The sequence below is a fragment of the Pseudomonas sp. A-RE-19 genome, assembly GCF_019956555.1.
In the GTDB taxonomy this organism is placed as follows: Bacteria; Pseudomonadota; Gammaproteobacteria; order Pseudomonadales; family Pseudomonadaceae; genus Aquipseudomonas.
On record NZ_JAHBDQ010000066.1, the window covers coordinates 197,407 to 217,205 of the forward strand.

26 protein-coding genes are annotated in these 19,799 nt (G+C 58.5%); 11 read left to right on the plus strand and 15 right to left on the minus strand.

The window, feature by feature from the left end; genetic code table 11:
- Positions 1-35: 35 nt before the first annotated feature.
- Positions 36-683 (plus strand): dual specificity protein phosphatase family protein, encoded by a 648-nt coding sequence (locus tag KGB14_RS25270; RefSeq protein ID WP_223489652.1) that lies wholly within the window; start codon positions 36-38, stop codon positions 681-683.
- Positions 684-737: 54 nt separating this feature from the next.
- Here KGB14_RS25270 and KGB14_RS25275 read toward each other — a convergent pair whose 3' ends face one another.
- Together KGB14_RS25275 and prlC are read right to left on the minus strand one after the other, a co-directional pair.
- Positions 738-1,016: a YheV family putative zinc ribbon protein gene (locus KGB14_RS25275; protein WP_223489655.1), complete on the minus strand. Its 279-nt coding sequence runs from the start codon at positions 1,014-1,016 to the stop codon at positions 738-740.
- On the minus strand, positions 1,013-3,091 hold the full coding sequence (prlC, locus tag KGB14_RS25280) for an oligopeptidase A (protein WP_223489657.1): 2,079 nt from the start codon (positions 3,089-3,091) through the stop codon (positions 1,013-1,015). The genes KGB14_RS25275 and prlC overlap by 4 nt, the downstream gene beginning before the upstream one ends.
- A 62-nt stretch (positions 3,092-3,153) precedes the next feature.
- Here prlC and KGB14_RS25285 point away from each other — a divergent pair, with 62 nt between their 5' ends.
- From KGB14_RS25285 to KGB14_RS25295, 3 genes are all read left to right on the plus strand, one after another.
- Positions 3,154-3,693: a gamma carbonic anhydrase family protein gene (locus tag KGB14_RS25285; protein WP_223489659.1), complete on the plus strand. Its 540-nt coding sequence runs from the start codon at positions 3,154-3,156 to the stop codon at positions 3,691-3,693.
- A gap of 31 nt (positions 3,694-3,724) precedes the next feature.
- Positions 3,725-4,375, plus strand: a complete 651-nt coding sequence (locus tag KGB14_RS25290; RefSeq protein WP_223489662.1) for an HAD family hydrolase — start codon at positions 3,725-3,727, stop codon at positions 4,373-4,375.
- A gap of 174 nt (positions 4,376-4,549) precedes the next feature.
- On the plus strand, positions 4,550-5,008 hold the full coding sequence (locus tag KGB14_RS25295; protein WP_223489665.1) for an REP-associated tyrosine transposase: 459 nt from the start codon (positions 4,550-4,552) through the stop codon (positions 5,006-5,008).
- 116 nt (positions 5,009-5,124) lie between these two features.
- Here KGB14_RS25295 and KGB14_RS25300 read toward each other — a convergent pair whose 3' ends face one another.
- Positions 5,125-6,201: an aminopeptidase gene (locus KGB14_RS25300; protein WP_223489667.1), complete on the minus strand. Its 1,077-nt coding sequence runs from the start codon at positions 6,199-6,201 to the stop codon at positions 5,125-5,127.
- A gap of 59 nt (positions 6,202-6,260) precedes the next feature.
- On the opposite strand from KGB14_RS25300, the gene KGB14_RS25305 reads away from it, so the two are divergent.
- Together KGB14_RS25305 and KGB14_RS25310 are read left to right on the plus strand one after the other, a co-directional pair.
- Positions 6,261-6,677 (plus strand): hypothetical protein, encoded by a 417-nt coding sequence (locus tag KGB14_RS25305; RefSeq protein ID WP_223489669.1) that lies wholly within the window; start codon positions 6,261-6,263, stop codon positions 6,675-6,677.
- Between the two features lie 40 nt (positions 6,678-6,717).
- A complete protein-coding gene (locus KGB14_RS25310; RefSeq protein ID WP_223489671.1) occupies positions 6,718-7,137 on the plus strand; it encodes a hypothetical protein in 420 nt (139 codons plus the stop codon).
- A gap of 6 nt (positions 7,138-7,143) precedes the next feature.
- Here KGB14_RS25310 and KGB14_RS25315 read toward each other — a convergent pair whose 3' ends face one another.
- Together KGB14_RS25315 and KGB14_RS25320 are read right to left on the minus strand one after the other, a co-directional pair.
- Positions 7,144-7,377 carry a DUF1161 domain-containing protein gene (locus tag KGB14_RS25315; protein WP_223489673.1) on the minus strand — a complete coding sequence of 78 codons (234 nt, stop codon included), beginning with the start codon at positions 7,375-7,377 and terminating at the stop codon, positions 7,144-7,146.
- A gap of 170 nt (positions 7,378-7,547) precedes the next feature.
- The gene (locus KGB14_RS25320) at positions 7,548-7,979 is read right to left on the minus strand and encodes an OsmC family protein (RefSeq protein ID WP_223489675.1); all 432 of its coding nucleotides are present in this window, start codon (positions 7,977-7,979) and stop codon (positions 7,548-7,550) included.
- Positions 7,980-8,215: 236 nt separating this feature from the next.
- Here KGB14_RS25320 and KGB14_RS25325 point away from each other — a divergent pair, with 236 nt between their 5' ends.
- Entirely contained in the window at positions 8,216-9,217 is a 1,002-nt protein-coding gene (locus KGB14_RS25325) for an LLM class flavin-dependent oxidoreductase (RefSeq protein ID WP_223489678.1), read from the plus strand.
- 64 nt (positions 9,218-9,281) lie between these two features.
- On the opposite strand, the gene KGB14_RS25330 is transcribed toward KGB14_RS25325, so the two are convergent.
- Entirely contained in the window at positions 9,282-9,506 is a 225-nt protein-coding gene (locus KGB14_RS25330) for a DUF1161 domain-containing protein (protein ID WP_223489680.1), read from the minus strand.
- A 130-nt stretch (positions 9,507-9,636) separates the two neighbouring features.
- Positions 9,637-9,852 carry a dodecin gene (locus tag KGB14_RS25335; RefSeq protein WP_008027736.1) on the minus strand — a complete coding sequence of 72 codons (216 nt, stop codon included), beginning with the start codon at positions 9,850-9,852 and terminating at the stop codon, positions 9,637-9,639.
- A gap of 156 nt (positions 9,853-10,008) precedes the next feature.
- Here KGB14_RS25335 and KGB14_RS25340 point away from each other — a divergent pair, with 156 nt between their 5' ends.
- Entirely contained in the window at positions 10,009-10,335 is a 327-nt protein-coding gene (locus tag KGB14_RS25340; protein WP_223489682.1) for a YqjD family protein, read from the plus strand.
- On the opposite strand, the gene KGB14_RS25345 is transcribed toward KGB14_RS25340, so the two are convergent.
- Positions 10,332-11,225 carry a LysR family transcriptional regulator gene (locus tag KGB14_RS25345; protein WP_223489684.1) on the minus strand — a complete coding sequence of 298 codons (894 nt, stop codon included), beginning with the start codon at positions 11,223-11,225 and terminating at the stop codon, positions 10,332-10,334. The two genes, KGB14_RS25340 and KGB14_RS25345, sit on opposite strands and share 4 nt — an antisense overlap.
- A 112-nt stretch (positions 11,226-11,337) precedes the next feature.
- On the opposite strand from KGB14_RS25345, the gene trpB reads away from it, so the two are divergent.
- The 3 genes from trpB to KGB14_RS25360 all read left to right on the plus strand — a co-directional run bounded on the left by trpB (position 11,338) and on the right by KGB14_RS25360 (position 13,961).
- Complete coding sequence (gene trpB / locus KGB14_RS25350; protein ID WP_223489686.1) at positions 11,338-12,573, plus strand: tryptophan synthase subunit beta; 1,236 nt, start codon at positions 11,338-11,340, stop codon at positions 12,571-12,573.
- A complete protein-coding gene (gene trpA, locus KGB14_RS25355) occupies positions 12,573-13,385 on the plus strand; it encodes a tryptophan synthase subunit alpha (RefSeq protein ID WP_223489697.1) in 813 nt (270 codons plus the stop codon). The genes trpB and trpA overlap by 1 nt, the downstream gene beginning before the upstream one ends.
- Before the next feature lie 120 nt (positions 13,386-13,505).
- Positions 13,506-13,961: an anti-virulence regulator CigR family protein gene (locus KGB14_RS25360; protein ID WP_223489699.1), complete on the plus strand. Its 456-nt coding sequence runs from the start codon at positions 13,506-13,508 to the stop codon at positions 13,959-13,961.
- A 14-nt stretch (positions 13,962-13,975) separates the two neighbouring features.
- On the opposite strand, the gene KGB14_RS25365 is transcribed toward KGB14_RS25360, so the two are convergent.
- The 7 genes from KGB14_RS25365 to KGB14_RS25395 all read right to left on the minus strand — a co-directional run bounded on the left by KGB14_RS25365 (position 13,976) and on the right by KGB14_RS25395 (position 19,657).
- Positions 13,976-15,937, minus strand: a complete 1,962-nt coding sequence (locus KGB14_RS25365; protein WP_223489701.1) for a DUF4105 domain-containing protein — start codon at positions 15,935-15,937, stop codon at positions 13,976-13,978.
- Positions 15,934-16,254 carry a DUF2388 domain-containing protein gene (locus KGB14_RS25370; protein ID WP_223489704.1) on the minus strand — a complete coding sequence of 107 codons (321 nt, stop codon included), beginning with the start codon at positions 16,252-16,254 and terminating at the stop codon, positions 15,934-15,936. Before KGB14_RS25370 ends, KGB14_RS25365 begins: the two co-directional genes overlap by 4 nt.
- A 28-nt stretch (positions 16,255-16,282) precedes the next feature.
- Positions 16,283-16,600 carry a DUF2388 domain-containing protein gene (locus KGB14_RS25375; protein WP_223489706.1) on the minus strand — a complete coding sequence of 106 codons (318 nt, stop codon included), beginning with the start codon at positions 16,598-16,600 and terminating at the stop codon, positions 16,283-16,285.
- 107 nt (positions 16,601-16,707) lie between these two features.
- Positions 16,708-17,028 carry a DUF2388 domain-containing protein gene (locus KGB14_RS25380; RefSeq protein WP_223489708.1) on the minus strand — a complete coding sequence of 107 codons (321 nt, stop codon included), beginning with the start codon at positions 17,026-17,028 and terminating at the stop codon, positions 16,708-16,710.
- Positions 17,029-17,164: 136 nt separating this feature from the next.
- On the minus strand, positions 17,165-17,257 hold the full coding sequence (locus KGB14_RS28800) for a DUF1127 domain-containing protein (protein WP_411740809.1): 93 nt from the start codon (positions 17,255-17,257) through the stop codon (positions 17,165-17,167).
- A gap of 372 nt (positions 17,258-17,629) precedes the next feature.
- Positions 17,630-17,845 carry a DUF1127 domain-containing protein gene (locus KGB14_RS25390; protein ID WP_008081135.1) on the minus strand — a complete coding sequence of 72 codons (216 nt, stop codon included), beginning with the start codon at positions 17,843-17,845 and terminating at the stop codon, positions 17,630-17,632.
- A gap of 318 nt (positions 17,846-18,163) precedes the next feature.
- Complete coding sequence (locus tag KGB14_RS25395; RefSeq protein WP_223489711.1) at positions 18,164-19,657, minus strand: acetyl-CoA hydrolase/transferase family protein; 1,494 nt, start codon at positions 19,655-19,657, stop codon at positions 18,164-18,166.
- Positions 19,658-19,799 lie beyond the last annotated feature (142 nt).

Below are 19,799 nucleotides of genomic sequence, written 5' to 3' on the forward strand. Positions count from 1 at the left end.
TCGGTTACTTTTCCACACTCACGGTCAACCTGAGCATGCCCCTACTGCGCCTTCTACCCGCGATGCTCCTTTTGTCGCTGGCCGCACTTTTCAACCTGACGCTGGCCCACGCTGACGACGCGGCATTACCCCGGCCTGCGGACTGGGCTCAATCGGTGGAGGTTCAGTACAACCTCTATCAGATGTCCCCGACCCTCTATCGCAGCGCATTACCGGACCGCGGGGCGCTGCCTTTGCTGGAAAAACTAAAGGTCGCAACCGTGATCAACTTTCTGCCTGAGTCGGACTCGGCCTGGTTATCCACGCCCGGAATCACCCAGATACAGCTGCCTTACCGCACCAATCACGTGGACGACAGTGATGTGCTAAAAGCCATTCGCGCTATTCAGACCGCCGAGACCAAGGGCCCGGTGTTGATGCATTGCAAGCACGGCTCGGACCGCACTGGCCTGATGGCGGCAATGTACCGGGTGGTGGTGCAGGGCTGGAGCAAGGAAGATGCGCTGAGTGAAATGACTCAGGGCGGTTTTGGCGATAGCACCCACTTCAAGGACGGTATTCGCTACATGATGCAGGCTGATGTCGACAAACTTCGTACGGCGTTGGCCAATGGTGATTGCAGCACCAGTCCGTTTGCCAGTTGCTCGATGAAGAACTGGTTCAAATCGGCCCATGTCGAGTAAGTAACGCCTTCCACTGCATTGCACAGTGGAAGGTGGTTTTGGCCTTCGGTGCTGTCAGTCAGACTTTTTCTTCAGCTTCGGATTCGGGAAAAACTGCACGGCCTGAACCTTGGCACCTGGCGCTTTCAGTGCCGAAGTATTGACCCGGGTGCCCAATTCCTTGGGCACTGACAAACCCTGTTCATTCAGCGTGTCGGAATAACCGCAGGCCACGCACTCGCGATGCGGGACCAGGTCTTCGTTCCACATCATCAACTTGTCCGGCTCGCTGCAGGCCGGGCAGACCGCCCCGGCGATAAAGCGTTTTTTGGTAATCACAGGTCCCTCACTCATGCTGCCGCGTCCTCACTCAGGCCGCTGTGGCGCAAGAGTGCGTCAATCGATGGCGCACGGCCACGGAAGTCGACGAACAGCACCATTGGCTCCTGAGAACCACCGCGAGCAAGGATCGCTTCACGGAATGCACGACCGGTCTCGGCATTGAGCACGCCGTCCTCTTCGAATTTCGAGAAGGCATCGGCCGACAATACTTCAGCCCACTTATAGCTGTAGTAACCCGCCGCGTAACCACCGGCAAAGATGTGGGCGAAGCTGTTGGGGAAGCGGTTGTAGGCCGGTGGACGCATGACCGAAACCTCGTCGCGCACGCCTTCGAGCACTTGCAGCACGCTGCGACCGTCGCCATGGGTGGCGTGCAGTTCGAAGTCGAACAGCGAGAATTCCAACTGGCGGACCATCATCAGGCCGGACTGGAAGTTCTTCGCCGCGAGCATCTTCTCCAGCAAATCTTGAGGCAACGGCTCGCCGGTTTCGTAGTGACCGGAAATCAGCGCCAGGCCTTCCGGCTCCCAGCACCAGTTTTCCATGAACTGGCTTGGCAGCTCGACCGCATCCCAAGCCACGCCATTGATGCCGGACACGCCAGCGTGTTCGACGCGGGTCAGCAGGTGATGCAGGCCATGGCCGAATTCGTGGAACAGGGTAGTCACTTCATCGTGAGTCAGCAGGGCCGGTTTACCGCTATCGGCCGGGGTGAAGTTGCACACCAGATTCGCCACCGGGCTTTGCAGCACGCCATTGATCGTGCGGCGATGATCGCGGGCGCCGTCCATCCAGGCACCGCCACGCTTGTTGGCGCGGGCATACAGGTCGAAGAAGAAACGACCGACGTGCTGGCCGTTCTCCTTGATTTCGAACAGGCGGACGTCCGGATGCCAGGTGTCGAAGCCTTTCAGCTCGGCAATCTCGATGCCGTACAGGCGTTGGACGATGGCGAACAGCCCACCCAAAACCTTGTCGATCGGGAAGTACGCGCGAAGGGTTTCCTGGGCGACGCTATAACGCTGTTCGCGAAGTTTTTCACCGTAGAAACCGCTGTCCCAGCTTTGCAGGTCCGGGCAACCCTGTTCGGCGGCGTAGGCCTTGAGCTGTTCCAGATCCTGGGCGGCGAACGGCTTGCTGCGTTTGGCCAGGTCGCGCAGAAAACTCAGTACCTGATCGCTGGACTCGGCCATTTTGGTGGCCAGGCTCAGCTCCGAGAAGCTGGTGAAGCCCAACAGTTTTGCCAGCTCCTGACGCAGGTCGAGGATTTCTTCCATGACCGGGCCGTTGTCGTTCTGACCGGCATTCGGGCCTTGGTCCGACGCACGGGTGCAGTAGGCGGCGTAGACTTCTTCGCGCAGGGCGCGGTCGTGGGCGTAGGTCATCACCGCGTAGTAACTCGGGAATTCCAGGGTGATCAGCCAGCCGTCGAGCTCTTTGGCTTGTGCGGCGGCGGCCATTTGCGCCTTGGCCGACTCGGTCAGGCCGGCGAGGGCGGCTTCGTCGGTGACGTGCTTGGTCCAGGCCTGAGTGGCGTCGAGTAACTGATTGGAGAAGCGACTGCCCAGCTCCGACAGTTTGCTCTGCACGTCGGCGTAACGCTTTTGTTCTGCTTCCGGCAGGTCGATACCCGACAGACGGAAGTCACGCAGGGCGTGTTCCAGGATCGTTTTTTGCGCCACGTCGAAACCGCTAGCCTCAGGGCTGTTGGCCAGCGCTTCATAGGCCTGAAACAGTTCACGGTTCTGACCCAGCTCGGTGGCGTAGGCGCTCAGGGCCGGCAGGCAGGACTCGTAGGCTTCGCGCAACTCGGCGCTGTTGCACACGGCGTTAAGATGGCTGACCGGGCTCCACGCGGCGCCCAGACGATCATTGAGTTCATCCATCGCCAGCACCAGGCCGGCCCAGGTCGGTTGTTTACCCTGGGTTTTGAGGATGTCGGCGATGGCGGCGCGGTTGTCAGCCAGGATCTGTTCAATGGCCGGATGCACGTGTTCGGCACGGATCGCCGAGAACGGCGGCAGGTCGTAGGACTGCAGAAGAGGGTTGTTCACGCTCACGGTTGGCACCTTGGCTGGAAGAAACATTGCGCCATCTTAATTACAATCGACGCTCACCGCAGCTATCAGCAAAAGAGAGAGAGCCTATCGTGACCCTTCGCAAGTATCAGAACCACACGCCGCTGCTGGGCAAAGGCGCCTTTGTCGACGGCTCGGCAGTGGTGATCGGCGACGTTGAAATCGGCGAAGACAGCTCCGTGTGGCCCCTGACGGTGATCCGCGGCGACATGCACCGCATCCGAATCGGCGCACGCACCAGCGTGCAGGACGGCTGTGTCTTGCACATTACCCACGCCGGGCCGTTCAATCCCGATGGCTTCCCGTTGCTGATCGGTGACGATGTGACCATCGCGCATAAAGTCATGCTCCATGGTTGTGCCGTGGGCAACCGGATTCTGATCGGCATGGGCAGCATCGTCATGGACGGTGCGGTGGTCGAGGACGATGTGATCATCGGCGCCGGCAGTCTGGTGCCGCCGGGCAAGCGCCTGGAAAGCGGCTTCCTCTATGTCGGTAGTCCGGTGAAACAGATCCGGCCGCTGACGGACAAGGAGAAAGCCTTTTTCACCTACAGCGCGGCGAACTACGTGAAGCTCAAGGACCTGCATCTGGCCGAAGGCTTCGATTAGCTCTAAGCCTTTTAATAGCTCAGGAATTTTCATGCATTACCAAACCGTACTGTTCGACCTCGATGGCACGCTGACCGACCCGCGCGAAGGCATCACCCGCTCCATCCAGTTCGCCCTGAGCAAACTGGGCATCGATGAGCCGGACCTGACCAGGCTTGAGCACTTCATCGGCCCGCCGTTGTTGCAGGCGTTCATGCAGTTTTACGACTTCGATGAGCCCAAGGCCTGGGAAGCGGTGAACTTCTATCGTGAACGCTTCAAGGTCACCGGCCTGTATGAAAACCGCGTATTCGACGGGGTTATGCCACTGCTGGAAACCCTCGGTGGGCAAGGACGACAGCTGTACATCGCGACCTCCAAGCCATGGGTTTTCGCCCGAGAAATCGCCCGGCACTTCGACTTCGCCAAGCATTTCAAGGTGATTTACGGTAGTGAGCTGGATGGCACGCGAACCAACAAAGTCGAGCTGATTGCGCACTTGATGAGCGAAGAAGGCCTGGACCCGGCCAGTACCCTGATGATCGGTGACCGTAAACATGACCTGATCGGTGCTCGCAGCAATGGGCTGGACGCGGCGGCGGTGGGTTATGGTTTTGGTAGTCGAGAGGAGTTGAGCGCCGAAGCACCGGCGTATCACTTTGAAACGCTGGAGGAGATGCATCAGGCGTTTTTGCAGCGTTAATTGAACTGCCTTCGCGGGCAAGCCTCGCGCCTACAGATGATCGAAGACCCCTGTAGGCACGAGGCTTGCCCGCGAAGGCGTCCCCCCAGACACATCCAGAGCAACTGTTCTCACTCCGATCCCTTCTTATCGTCCTAGCCTTAGCATTCAGGCCACGATCAAGGAGGATCATCATTGGCAGAGCTCAAACATGCTCATCGATTGCGCACCGGGCGATATTCAGAGTGTGGGCAGATTTACCTGTTGACGGCGGTGGTTCTGAATCGAGAGCCGTTGTTCCGCGACTTCAGATACGGGCGTTTGGTGGTAGACGCCTTTAGAACGGCTGAGCGAGAAGAGTTTGCAACATCGTTAGCCTGGGTCGTTATGCCCGATCATTTTCATTGGTTGATTGAGCTACAGAACACTCAACTATCCACACTGATGGCTCGTACCAAATCCCGGATTGCGGTGACGGTCAATCGCTCGACTCGGCGTCAAGGTCCAGTTTGGCAACATGGTTATCATGATCGCGCCATTCGCAAGGAAGAAGACTTGCAGGCAGTTGCTCGATACATCGTCGCCAATCCGTTGCGAGCGGGATTGGTGAAGAAGATCGGGGACTACCCGCTGTGGGATGCAATTTGGTTGTAGCCGACTTGGGAACATTGGCCGGCCTCTTCGCGGGCAAGCCTCGCTCCTACAAGAGCCTTCGATCATCCGTAGGAGCGAGGCTTGCCCGCGAAGAGGCCCGTTCAGTCATCAAGGTTTTATGATCCGGCCAACGCCTTCAATGCCGCCTTACGCTCCGCTACCGGCAATGTGCCCAGCCTCTCCACCGCCGCATAAAACCTCGTCCAATCCCCATCGACCTGCCTGAACAACGCGGCAAACGCCGGCACCCACTGGTCGTACAAACCAAACGGGAGCAATCGAGCGTTGTTCATCGGGGCGTTGATCCAGGCGTCGTAGCGTTTGTTCCCGGCCCATTGGCTGTCGCGTAGCGTGCGGTATTCACGGCGCAATTGTTCGAACTCTGCTGCTTTTCGCTCGCGCATTTGCTCGGTAGCCAGCGGCAGGGCGTAAAGCCGTTCCAGCCGGGTGCGGGTGTCCAGAATCAACTGAGTGAACTGGTCGCGTTGCCGCACCAAAGCTCCGTCGTCCGGTGGCATGCCGCGGAATGCTCGCCATTGGCGAGTGCCTTCCTGCTCGACGAAGGTGGCGAAGGACTCGTTGAATTCAGTGTCGTCTTTCACATAAAAACGTTGATGGGCGAGCTCATGGAAAATTAGCGTGGCCAACCGTTCGTCGCCCCAACCCATCATTGAGCTGATGATCGGGTCGTTGAACCAACCGAGCGTCGAATAGGCCTCGACGCCGCCAATCGACACGTCCATACCTTGCAGTCGTTGCAATGCCGCCTCCCCGCGTGCAGCGCTTTGACTGTAATACCCGCGATAGGCGACGCAGCCGGCGATGGGGAAGCAATGGTTCTGCGGCTTCAGCGAAAACTCCGGCGTGGCAAACACGTTCCAGACTACAAACGGTCGGCCGATGTCGGCGTACAAGCGGTAACTCTGGTTGTCCGGCAGGTGCAGGTATTGGCTGGCGAATGTCCGGGCCTTTTGTGATTGGGCCAGATGCGCGCGCAATTGCTGATCGCGGCCGGTGTCGGCAATCACACTGGAAACCGGCTCCCGTGCCCGCAGCAAATGCAGCTGACCACTGGCCAACTGGCCGTAATAGCTGACGCTTGCGCAACCGTTGAGCAACAAAAAAATCACACCCGGAAACAAAATGCGTAAAACGCGATCAAGTAACCCAAGGCTTGGACGCGGCCTGATCAAAATAAAAAAATCCCTGGAAAGTCTGCCCGCAAGACTATCCCGCCTATTGGAGCTCCGCTATGCGCAAGTTGATGCTGACGGGAGGCCTGCTGATGCTGGCCGGTTGTGCTGGATTGCCTGACCCTGATCCGGCGCAAGCGTGGATCGATCTGGGTTCGCGGCAAGAAGACACCGCGCTGCAAGCGATGGAAGTCGATAACAAGGCTTCCATCGACAAGCGTTACTTCGAGGTACAGCCCGGCAGCCATGAGCTGAAGGTTCGCTACTTGTTCGCAGTCCAGCCGACCAATATTGGCCCCGGCGCCGAGCCACTGTGGCGCGACTGCCAGTTGAATGTGAAATTCAAGGATTTCAATGCCGGGCAGCGATATCAGCTGCAAGCGGGGAATATCGGTTTTCGGCCGTGGGCGAAGCTCTATGATCAGCAGCGAAAAGTGATTGGGCAGGGCTCCCCGGCCGGCTGCCAACGTACCTGATCGGCGCTATGCTGAATGAACGGTCCTTGGGATATTCATCATGCGCAGGCTGTTGCTGTTACTCGCTGCAGGCACCTTCGTGGGTTGCACAAGCCCGTTACCGGCGGTCGATCCGCAGATGGCCTGGATCGACTTCGCTGTGTCGAGCCCCGGCGGGAAACTGCTGATGGCCGATCGGCTGGACAACCAGCGGCTGAGCGACGGGCGTTACTTTCAGGTCACCCCGGGTAGCCATGAACTGAGAGTGCGTTACGATTTTGAAGTGTATGGCGGTGGCTCGGGCTTGATGAATGCTCCGTTGGAGCGGTTGTGCTACCTGACCATCAACTACGACCATTTCGAGGCCGGCCAGCGTTACCTGCTGGAGGCGCGTTCCATGGCGTTCACCCCCAGCGCCCGGCTGTACAACGCCAAGCGGGAGATCGTCGCTGAAGATCGAGATACCTACTGCCTCATGTGAGACGAATCAGCGATCATTTTTTTGGTAGATGATTTTTTTGGTGCCGTATTCGCATGAGCCAACGACCATGTTCTGATCGTGAACTTCGTCGTTGGTGACGATTTCCAGGGTGTAGGACGAGACGTTGTTGGCCTGGATCTTGGCTTCGATCTCGGCCTTGAGTTCCTCACAGGATTTCGGTGCCGCGAGGGCCGAAGTGGCCAGCGAGCAACAGATAACCGCCAAGGCAAAACGTTTCATGGTTGAAGCTCCCTTGAGGCAGCGCGCACGGTGATGCGCTAAAGCTGCTGTCATTTATTCGACCACAGTTTTGCCAGTCAGGTTTTGTTTCAGGGCAAAAAAGACCGCAACCTGCGATAGGGCGCCCGCGAAGGCTGCGATCTTTTACCCGCTAGCGTATCAACCCACTATCAGCTGACCAACGTCGCCTCCAGGCTGATTTTCGCATTCAGCACTTTGGATACCGGGCAGCCTTCTTTGGCCTTGTTGCTCAGCTCCTCGAATTGCGCCTGGGTCGCCCCGGGGATTTTCGCCTTGAGAATCAGTTTGACCGCTGTGATTGCAAAGCCACCGTCTACCTGGTCCAGAGTGACTTCGGCAGTGGTGTCGATGCTGTCGGCCTTAAGGTTGGCCTCGCCGAGAATCATTGAAAATGCCATGGAGAAACAGCCCGCGTGGGCCGCGCCGATCAGCTCTTCCGGATTGGTGCCTTTGCCGCCTTCGAAACGGGCCTTGAAGCCGTAGGGCGCTTCTTTGAGGACACCGGTTTGCGTGGAAATCGAGCCGATACCGGTTTTCAGATCACCTTCCCAATGAGCCGATGCCTTCTTTGTGATAGCCATGTCTGCCTCCTCAAGATCCGGCGCGAAGCGTCGCGCCTTCGTGGTTTCGGTTACCAGGGTTCTGAGGATAGACCGTCAGGCAAAGTTCACCTCATCTGATCAGTCCTCTAATCGCGTAGGAATTTTGTCTCTTCTATTGAAACTCGGGTATATGCCCTCATTGCATAGAGCACGCTTATAGACTCGGCAGGTTTTCGTTCGTGAAAAACCTGCTTACCCATTGGAGAAGCAGGTTTATGAAACGACTGTCCGATATCAAATTCTCGACCCTCGATCTGGTGCCCGTGCGGGAGAACGGCAGTGCGGCCCAGTCCCTGCACAATTCCCTGGACCTGGCGCAGCACGTCGAAAAATTTGGCTACAACCGCTTTTGGGTCGCCGAGCACCACAACATGGACGGGATCGCCAGTTCGGCGACCTCGGTCCTGCTGGGCTACCTGGCCGGCGGTACCTCGACCATTCGTGTCGGTTCGGGTGGCGTGATGTTGCCCAATCATGCGCCGCTGGTGATCGCCGAACAGTTCGGCACCCTTGAAAGTCTGTATCCGGGACGGATCGACCTGGGCCTGGGTCGCGCCCCTGGCTCCGATCAGATGACCGCCCGCGCTTTGCGTCGCGAGCGCTCCGGCAGTGCCGACGACTTTCCGCAAGATGTGGCCGAACTGATGCGCTACCTCGGCCCACGCACGCCGGATCAGCGGATCATTGCCATGCCGGGAACAGGCACCAATGTCCCGGTCTGGTTGCTGGGTTCGAGCCTGTTCAGTGCGCAGCTGGCCGGTGAGCTCGGTCTGCCCTACGCCTTCGCGTCACATTTCGCACCTCGCTTCATGCATGAGGCGATTCGTGTTTATCGCAACCACTTCAAGCCTTCAGCGGTTTTGGATAAGCCTTACGTGATGCTCGGCGTACCGCTGGTGGCTGCGGACACTGACGAGCAGGCGGATTACCTGGCCACTTCGGTCTACCAGCGGATTCTCGCGTTGATGCGTGGCCAGAGCCTGGTGCAGCGTCCACCCGTGAAGACCATGGACGGCCTGTGGCTGCCCCATGAGAAAGAAGCGGTCGGTGATTTCCTTGGCCTGGCGATGGTCGGCAGCCCGCAGAAAATTCGCGCCAAGCTGGACGTACTGATCGAACAGACTCAGGCAGATGAGCTGATTTTTACCTGTGATCTATACGAACATGCTGATCGCGTGCACTCCTATGAGCTGCTGGCGCAGGTCATGAAGGGCTGACGCTCAAGTTGCACCCACAAAAAAGCCGACGCCATTGCGTCGGCTTTTTCATTTTTGAAGGCAGTCAGCCCTGCTTGTAGACGATTTTCATGGAGCCTTTTTCACAGGAGCCAACGACTTTTCCGTCGACGGCAGCGCCTTTCTCGGCGATCTCCAGTGTGTAATTGGAAATGCCCTTGGCATCCAGTTTCGCTGCGATTTCGGCTTTCAGCTCTTCGCACGACTTGCCCTGGGCAAAGGCTGTTCCCGCAAGGCTCAACAAACCTACCGCCAAAATAAACTTCTTCATGCGTTGCACTCCCTGGTCGGATCAATAGGCGGAGGACATCCTGCCATCGGCCGGATGCACTTACCATGTAGCGCTTTGCCATTCCACATGGCATTCGGCCAGCGCGCAAGTTCAGAAGACTAGCTCAAGCTCAGCTACTGGCAATCCGGAACCCGACTTTCAGCGTCACCTGGAAGTGTGCCGCTTTGCCGTCCTTGATGTGCCCGCGTGTTTCGGTCACTTCAAACCATTCCATGTACTTGAGGCTTTTGCTGGCTTCGGCCAAGGCATTGTTGATGGCGTCTTCAATGCTGCTGGTGGACGAGCCGACCAGCTCGACTTTTTTGTAGGTGTGATGGTCAGTCATGGCGTTCTCCTAAGGGTGTGAAATACAGCCTAGCAGTGATTTTTCTTATTTCTTCTGTCGACCAATCCGGGAGGAAGTTCATATTTACTGCACTTTCTCGAACCCCTGAAGTCCCAACCAACACACACGCAACTCAAATAATGCAGGAGAGCCACCATGGCCAATACCTCGTTACGCAAAGCCTCATTGCAAAGCATGGAAGCCGAGATCGAGAGTCTGCTGAAATCGTTGGAAAGCCTGAAGGACGACGCCTCGGACGAGTCGCGTAAAACCCTTAAAACGCTGAAAATCAACGCCGAGAACGCGCTGAAACATTCGCGCCATCTGCTCGCCGATGCCTATGAAGAGGTCAAGGTCAAAACCCGTGAAACCGGGATCGCGACGCGTGACTACGCCCAGGAACACCCTTGGACTACAGCCGGTGTCGCTGTTGGTGCGTTGGGCCTGCTCGCGGCCTACCTGCTGTGCAAGCGCGGTCATTAAGAGGCCTGGCGCAGCTCGTTTTTAAGCCACTGCGCCAATTGCCGAGCGCGGCCGTCCGCGGCGCGCTTGGGTAGCCACAACGCCAGTTGCGCCGGGGTTTCACAGAAACCCCATGGCGCAACCAGGCGACCGGCCTTCAAGTCCTCGGCCACCAGCGGCTCAGGAGCGATGGCCACACCCAGCCCGGCCACTGCCGCCTCCAGCAAATAATACAAATGCTCGAAACCCTGACCGTACTTCAGCGCCTTGGCGTCGAGGCCGCTTTGCTGTGCCCAACTTGGCCAGGCTTGCGGGCGTGAGGTGGTGTGCAGCAATGGCTCGGTCAGCAGTGCGTTTGCCGGTGCGTTCTGCAGCCTTTCGTAGCCGACGAATCGTGGGCTCATGACCGGGCCGATGCGCTCGCTGGCCAATTCGTAGACCTGCATGTCTGCCGGCCATGGCGGTTCGGCAAATACCAGCAAGGCATCCAGGCCAGGCCGCCGAGGGTCGAGATCGCCTTCGCCAGCCGACAGGTGCAGGCGCAAATCCGGCAGATCCGCATTGAGCCGCCCCAAACGCGGGATGAACCAGCGCGCCAGCAGGCTGCCCGAGCAGCCGAGCACGAACGGCGCATCGGCGGTGCTTTGGGTCAATTCGGCGCAAACGCTGCGCAAGCGATCAAAGGCTTCGCCGCTGGCATCGCGCAAACGGATGCCGGCATCTGTGAGTTTCAGGCCGCGTCCATCTTTGATGAACAGACTCACCCCGAGGTGATCTTCCAGCACCTTGAGTTGCCGGCTGACCGCCCCATGAGTGACATGCAGCTGTTCGGCGGCCTGACTGACGCTGTTCAGGCGGGCAGTGGCTTCGAAGGCGCGAAGAGCGTTCAGCGGAGGAAGGTCATGGCTCATGTGATGTGTGAGTTTTCCTGACAGGTTGTGGCGATCTTATCGGTTTTCAGTGCGGGATGTCAGGGGTAGAGTGAACCCCATCGTCACCTCTCGAATACAACTGGAGCGACCCATGACCCAGACTAATCTGCGCAACGGCCCCGACGCCAACGGCCTGTTTGGCGCGTTCGGCGGCCGTTACGTCGCCGAAACCCTGATGCCGTTGATCCTCGATCTGGCCCGCGAATACGAAGCGGCCAAGGAAGATCCGGCGTTCAAAGAAGAATTGGCCTACTTCCAGCGTGATTACGTCGGACGTCCAAGCCCACTGTATTTCGCCGAGCGTCTGACAGAGTTTTGTGGCGGCGCGAAGATTTACCTCAAGCGCGAAGAGCTGAACCACACCGGCGCGCACAAGATCAACAACTGCATCGGCCAGATCCTGCTGGCGCGGCGCATGGGCAAGAAGCGCATCATCGCTGAGACCGGCGCCGGCATGCATGGCGTAGCGACGGCTACCGTGGCCGCGCGTTTCGGCCTCGATTGCGTGATCTACATGGGCACCACCGACATCGAACGTCAGCAGGCCAACGTGTTTCGCATGAAGCTGCTGGGCGCCGAAGTGATCCCGGTGGTTGCTGGCACCGGCACTCTCAAGGACGCAATGAACGAAGCCCTGCGTGACTGGGTGACCAACGTCGACAGCACCTTCTACCTGATCGGTACGGTGGCCGGCCCGCACCCATACCCTGCCATGGTTCGCGACTTCCAGGCGGTCATCGGCAAGGAAACCCGCCAGCAGTTGCAAGCCCAGGAAGGTCGACTGCCCGACAGCCTGGTGGCTTGCATCGGCGGTGGTTCCAACGCCATGGGCCTGTTCCACCCGTTCCTCGATGACAAGAGCGTCGAGATCATTGGCGTCGAAGCCGCCGGTTACGGCATCGAAACCGGCAAGCACGCAGCCAGCCTGAACGGTGGCGTACCGGGTGTGCTGCACGGTAACCGTACTTTCCTGTTGCAGGATGACGACGGCCAGATCATCGACGCTCATTCGATTTCCGCCGGCCTCGACTATCCAGGCATCGGCCCGGAGCACGCCTGGTTGCATGACATCGGCCGCGTCCAGTACACCTCGGTGACTGACGATGAAGCCCTCGATGCGTTCCACAAATGCTGTCGTCTGGAAGGGATTATTCCTGCACTGGAAAGCGCCCATGCCTTGGCCGAAGTGTTCAAGCGCGCACCCACATTGCCGAAAGATCACCTGATGGTGGTCAACCTGTCCGGCCGTGGCGACAAAGACATGCAAACCGTGATGCACCACATGGAACAGTCTCAACAAGAGCAATCCAAGCAGGAGAAACACTGATGAGCCGCCTGCAAAAGCGTTTTGCCGAACTCAAGGAACAAAACCGCGCCGCCCTGGTGACCTTCGTAACCGCCGGTGACCCGAGCTACGACACATCCCTGGCGATCCTCAAAGGCTTGCCGGGAGCCGGTGCCGACGTGATCGAGCTGGGCATGCCCTTCACCGATCCGATGGCCGATGGCCCGGCGATTCAACTGGCCAACATTCGCGCCTTGGGCGCCAAACAGAACCTGGCGAAAACCCTGCAAATGGTTCGCGAGTTCCGCGAAGGCAATAGCGAGACTCCGCTGGTACTGATGGGGTACTTCAACCCGATTCACATGTATGGCGTGCCGCGTTTCATCGCGGAGGCCAAAGAAGCCGGTGTCGATGGCCTGATCGTGGTCGACATGCCGCCGGAGCACAACGAAGAGCTGTGCGACCCGGCCCAGGCTGCCGGTCTGGACTTCATCCGTCTGACCACGCCGACCACCGACGATGTGCGTCTGCCGAAGGTGCTCAACGGCAGTTCCGGTTTTGTTTACTACGTGTCGGTTGCCGGTGTGACCGGTGCCGGTGCGGCAACGCTGGAGCATGTCGAGGAAGCGGTTACTCGTCTGCGCCGTCACACCGATCTGCCGATCAGCATCGGTTTCGGTATCCGAACTCCGGAGCAAGCGGCGTCCATCGCGCGTCTGGCTGACGGTGTGGTGGTGGGGTCGGCGCTGATCGATCACATCGCCAATGCCTCGACGCCGGATCAGGCTGTGGAGGGCGTACTCAGCCTGTGCGCAGCCTTGTCTGACGGCGTACGTAAAGCGCGGGTCAGCTGAAGGTAAAGTTCCTGATACAGAGGAATTAGAGCCTCGCGGCACAGACTAAACAGCAAGACCGAGGGCTTCAGGACTACGTTCTGAAGCCCTTTTTGCTGTATGGCTGTGAGGAAAGATCTGATGAAAATGCCGAAACGTCTGATTGCCAGCCTGGGTGTGCTGATGCTCAGCGCGACCCCGTTGCTGCACGTGAGCGCCGATCAGCGCGACGATCACGACCGCGGCGGCCCGCAGCAGGGCCATTACGAAAATCGCGGTGACAATCGTGGCGACGATCAGCGTGGCCCACAGGACGATCGTCGCGGCGGTCCACCACGGGATTTCGGCCCGGTGCGCCAGACCATCCACGATAACCATGGTTATTTCGTACGCGGTGCGCCACCACCTCCAGGCATTCATCTGGTCCGTGGTCGACCGTTACCTCATGGTTATTACGGCGAGCGTCTGGATAACCGTGCTCTGGGCCGGCTGCCGCATTACCCGGGTTACGAGTGGCGTCGCGCGGGCGGCGACATTGTGCTGATCGCCGTAGGAACGGGGATCGTTTATGAAATTCTGGATGGGGTGCTCTACTGACCGATCTTTTGCTTTCAGGGCAACTCCAATCCACCCGCAGCCTTGTGCAGCTTGCGCAGATGTTCACCAACCTGCTTCATATTGGCTTCGTTGGCGGCCATTTCGGCGGCGCGGCTCGGTTCGAGCAGGGCTCTGACTTCCGTGTCGAGGTCCCCGGTCAGCGCTTTAAGATGCTTCTGGCGCAGGCTGCTTTCCGATTCAAGGCGCGTCCACTCGCTCGGTTGTGGCAAGCCATAACCGCCGGTGCCGAGCAGTTCGGCCGGACGGCTGAGGAAGCCGCTGTTGGCGAGAATCTGTTGCAAGGTCGCGTTGGCCTTGTCCATGCCGCCGTTGTTCAATTCCCGAGCGCCCAGATAGCGTTGCTTCACTTCGTCCTGGGCCAACACCAACTGCTGCCGGAAACTGGCCTGCTCCAGCAGCAGCAAGGCCGCACTGGTACGCAAGTCAGCCTGGTCGATCCATTTACGGCGCTCATCAGCTTTCAATGACAGCCAGTCCTCGACCTTGTCCTGCTTGATCGGTAAATGCTTTTTCAGCACTTCGAACATCGCTTGATAACGCTCGCGGAAGGAATCGAAGCGATAGCCCAGACGCAATGCTTCGCGGGGATCATCCAGTACGCTGGTGTCTGCCAGCCCGCGGCCCTTGAGCACTTCCAGCAAACCGTTGGGCATGATGCTGTCGAGGCCAACCAGTTGCGCATTGTTGGTGCTGCTGCGCAGTAATTTCAGGCCTTCTACCGCGCAGTTGTTGGACAGGAAAAAATAGTTGCCGTCGTAGCTCCAGTGCATCTCCGCGGCGTGTTCCACCACGTCTTCGATCTCGCTGCGCGACAGGTTCAGTGGCACCGAGGCCAGGCTGCGCAGTTCGGTCTTGGTGTATTCGTCGATCACTTGGGCCAACGGCAAGACAAACAGGCGCGACGGGTATTTACCCACCAGCCCATCCCAGCTCGATAGCTGCAGGTCATCGACGAAGGCGCGGTAGGACAACACCAGATGCTGATCCAGATCCAGTCGACAATCCGGCCCACGAGGCCGACCCGGTGCGCAGATCACCAGTCGCAGCATGCTGTGGCCCCAGCGGCTGACCCAGTTCTGGTTGGCTTCAGCCAGCAGATAATCAACGGCGTAAACCCGTTCTGGATCAACCCGACCCAAGGGCTGCTTGGCGAAGTCGCTACCCGCGTTAAGGAAGGCGAATGATTGGTCGCATTTGTCTTTGGCGGCGGGCGCCCAGCCGAAGTGTTCCTTGTAGTAGCGATACAGTGCAGGGCGGCGGCAGGCATAGCTTGGGTCGAGGAGGAAGTACTCCATGTTGACCGCGACGAATTCCTTCGGGCTGCTCGTTTCGTAGATGTCCGGGCTGCGGGCGATCTGTCGGTTGTGCTGTTCGCGCTCGCCGCGCCGACCGACGTATTGCGGCCAGCCGGCCAAATCCAGCAGGCGAGGGTCGTCGCTGAGGGTCCAGCGTCGTGCGGTCTGACCGCGGCATTGATCCGGGATGCCGATTAGCCCGGAGCTGTTATTGCGTTGCGTGCAGCGCTGGATCAGCGTGCGCTCGGCATCTGGCCACAGGCGCGCGCGGTCATAAATATGGGTGAGTTCGTGCAACACCGTGGCGAGCATTTCCCGGCGCACGGTGCCATGGGGGCGATAAGTTTTCTGGGTGGCAGCGCTGCCATCGGTGAGGCTGGCGAGCAGCTTGCGATTCAGGTCCAGCTCGGACACCAGTGACGCCTGGCCATAGGCATCGCTTGGCATGTCGTCGGTCCAGCCGACGTCGATGCGTCGGTCCAGTTGCTCGATGAAGCGCGGCGGTAACGCCTGCATGGCTTCATCGAGCAGTGCCTGACTGGCCTGCTGTTGCGCGGGGCTCAGACCGTCGGTCTTGAGCCGTAATTGCAGGCCGGCCTGAGCCGTGTTGCCAAACAGCAACACGACCCCGGCCAGCAGACAGGCGCCTAGAGACTTCACAGGGCGAGGATGGCTTCGGCGAGAACCTGATCACTGGCGTCGCGGGCTTCCGGTACGCGAGTGCGCAAGGTGTCGAAAGCTGCTTCCAGGTGTGCACCACGGATTTCACCGTCGCTGGCGACGAAGCTGGCCGCATCGTCATGGGCTTCACGGACGATCTTCGAATCGCGGATGGACGTCGTGGTATCAGATGTGAAATCAAGCGTGCGCTGAGAGGCACGAATGATGATGTTACTGGTGGCTACCAGGGTGCGCGCCTGGGCCACGTCGGCCAACAACAGCAGGCAAAGGGTGGTAGCAATCAGCGGGCTACGCATGGAACGACTCCGGAGGAACAAGGGATAACTATTGGACGAGAATTGCCTGTGCCAGTTCAAGGTCGCTGGCATGAAGTTTTGGCTGGGTCCGGCGCAGGTAGATCAAGGCGGACTCCAGTTGTGCTCCTCGTAGTTGGCCGTCACTGGCAATGAACGCGGCAGCGTCATCCCGGGCGGCGATCAGCAGTTTATGGTCGAAGGGCGCGGAGGTCACCATGCTGGTGGCATAACCACTGGCCACAGTGCCTTGTGTGGACAGGTTAAAGGCGTCGAAGGCATGGGCTGAGCCCGACCAGCAGATCGCAAGACAAACCGGAGTAATCAACAGACTTGAAGGAAAACGCATGAGACTCGATAGCTGAAAGCGAGCCCCAAGGCTAGCGCAATGCCTGGACTAGAGCCAGCGCCGAAACATTGGGACACGACGGGCGTGTCCCGTTTCAGAGCTATCGCTTAGATCGTCAGGATAGCTTGAGCCAGCTGAGCGTCGGTCGCATTCAATTGCGGAGCCTGTTGGCGAATATGGTCGAGTGCGCTTTCCAGCTTCACGCCACGGATAGTGCCTTCACTGGCGACGAAGCTGGCGGCGTCGTCATGGGCAGCACGGACAATTTTGTCGTCGCGAAAGGAAGACGAGACGACATCCGACGTCGCATTGGAGGAAGCCTTAAGCCCATCCACAACGGTATCGGTGGTCACGATAAAGCTGGAGGCGTGGGAATTGGCAGCCACGGCAAGCAGGGCTGCGGCACTGAGCAGACGAAGACGGGACATGGAAGAAACTCCTTTGGGTAGATCGATTGAGAGGTGGCGCAGGATCAGACGCCTGTTGTAAAGCGTTCGCCACGTTCTGTCTGGATATTAGGCCTGTGCACATCAGTTAGAACAGGCCCGCCTCTTAATGGACAAGCTAGCGCCAGAATGGTTTGCCCACGTCGTTGAGTTGGTCTGCATGGCTGATGCCCAGGTCCGAGAGCTGTCGATCGTTGAGCTGGCCCAGCAAGCGCCGGGTGCGAGCCCTTTCCAGGCTATTGATGAGCGCAGCAATCGCCGAAGCGTGCCGAATCGAGGCTTCGTTTGAAGCGTGACGATGGAAACATTTAGTAAGTTATTCATGAGGCGTCGTCCTTTTGCCAATGAGGTGGGGACTCAATAGTGATCGTCACTCATGCAGGCACAGACACACTCCGATAGAAGTGTACTGGTTAAGTTTTAAGTAACTATAAACTGTACCTGTCGGCGGCTATCTCTTCTGCATGACCCAATATGACGCTCCAGAACGACAAAACCCGTCGCGGTTTCCCGCGACGGGTTTTGTTTGTTCAATTCGGGTTGCTGGCGGTGGACCCGGTGGGTCAGAGCCAGCGACGCTAACTTAGCGCCAGAACGGCTTGCTCAGCTCTTCGTAGCGTTGTGCTTCGCTAATCCCGGCGTCAGCCAGCAGACGCGAATCCAGACGAGCCAGTTGATGGCGGCTGGAGATGCGGCGCTGCCACAGCATCAGGTTGGCGAGAACGCGCAAAGGCAGGGAAGCCTGGGTGTTTACAGCTTTGTCTTCGAAGAACAGTTCGGAACTGAGTGTACGTTCCATGGTTGACATCCTTCCGCTTGTGGCGGGATTAGGTAGTGGTTTAACTGATGCCAATGATCCTCTCGTTTGGCCAGTCTCTGTAGATACAGTTCACCTGTATTGTGAGAGACCAGTTAACTGTTAAACGACGGTGTACTGGTCGAAATTGAGGCAACTGTACCTATCGGCACTAATATGGTGCGTTTTTGAGTGAATCATCGGAAAAGGTAGGCAATTACGGTAGGAAAAGACCGGTACAGCAGTACAGTTTTTGACTGATAAGGGGCTGCAATAGCGAGCTGACGAAACTGTGTTTGCGTCAGCTGCTATTTGTATCAATTACACCGCCAGCATGCGCCCGGTTTCTTCCAGGTTTATGTGCCAACTCAGGGCATCACGCAGGATATGCGGGGTGTGACCACCGACAGTGCAAGCGGCACTGAAGTAATCATTCAAGGCTTGGCGATAGTCGGGGTGAACACAGTTGTCGATGATGACCCGGGCACGCTCACGCGGCGCCAGGCCACGCAGATCGGCCAGGCCTATCTCGGTCACGAGAATGTCGACATCATGTTCTGTATGGTCGACATGGCTGACCATGGGGACCACGCTGGAAATTGCACCGCCCTTGGCGATCGACTTGGTGACAAAGATCGCCAGGTGCGCATTGCGCGCGAAGTCACCCGAGCCGCCAATGCCGTTCATCATCCGTGTGCCGCAGACGTGGGTGGAGTTGACGTTGCCGTACAGATCGAATTCCAGTGCAGTGTTGATGCCGATGATGCCCAGGCGCCGTACCACTTCGGGGTGGTTCGAGATTTCCTGGGGGCGTAGCACCAGCTTGTCCTTATAGTGCTCCAGATTCCCGAATACATCGGCATTGCGCCGGCTCGACAGGGTGATCGAACTGCCCGAAGCAAAGCTCAGTTTACCGGCGTCGATCAGGTCAAACGTCGAATCCTGCAGCACTTCGGAGTACATGGTCAGGTCTTCAAACGGCGAGTCGATCAAGCCACACATCACCGAATTGGCGATAGTGCCGATCCCGGCTTGCAGCGGGCCGAGCTTGTTGGTCATGCGCCCGGCAGCCACTTCTTGCTTGAAGAAGTCGATCAGGTGGTCAGCGATGGCCTGGGTGTCGCTGTCCGGCGGCAAGACAGTGGACGGCGAGTCGGACTGATTAGTGATCACGATCGCGACGATCTTTTCCGGCGGTATCGGGATGGCGGTGCTGCCGATGCGATCGTCGACCTTCACCAGCGGAATAGGTGTGCGAGTCGGCCGGTAGGTCGGGATATAGATGTCGTGCAAGCCTTCGAGATTCGGGTTGTGCGCCAGGTTGATCTCGACGATCACGTGCTTGGCAAAAATCGCGAAGCTGGCGGAATTGCCCACCGAGGTGGTCGGTACGATATGGCCCTGCTCGGTGATTGCCACCGCTTCGATGACCGCGATATCCGGCAGCTTGAGTTGCTGGTTGCGCAGTTGCTCTACGGTTTCCGAGAGGTGCTGGTCGATGAACATGACTTCGCCAGCGTTGATCGCCTTGCGCAGTGTGCTGTCCACCTGGAACGGCATGCGCCGCGACAGTACGCCGGCTTCGGTGAGTTGTTTATCGAGGTCGTTGCCCAGGCTGGCGCCGGTCATCAAGCTTATTTTCAGCGGCGTGACCTTGGCGCGCTCGGCCAGTGCATGCGGCACGGCCTTGGCTTCGCCGGCGCGAGTAAAGCCACTCATACCGACGGTCATGCCGTCCTGAATCAGAGCGGCAGCGTCGGCGGCGCTCATCACCTTGTCCAACAACGAAGGCAAGCGAATACGGTCACGGTACATAATTGTTTTCTCGGGGCAACGGAAGCAAGGTACGCAGTCTAGTGAATTTGATGAGCCTGCGTCCCGCTACCAAGGTCGCATTCCAGGTGTCTATTCTGGGTCTTTCAGACAAAACACCGTTACAGGATCTGTAACAGATACA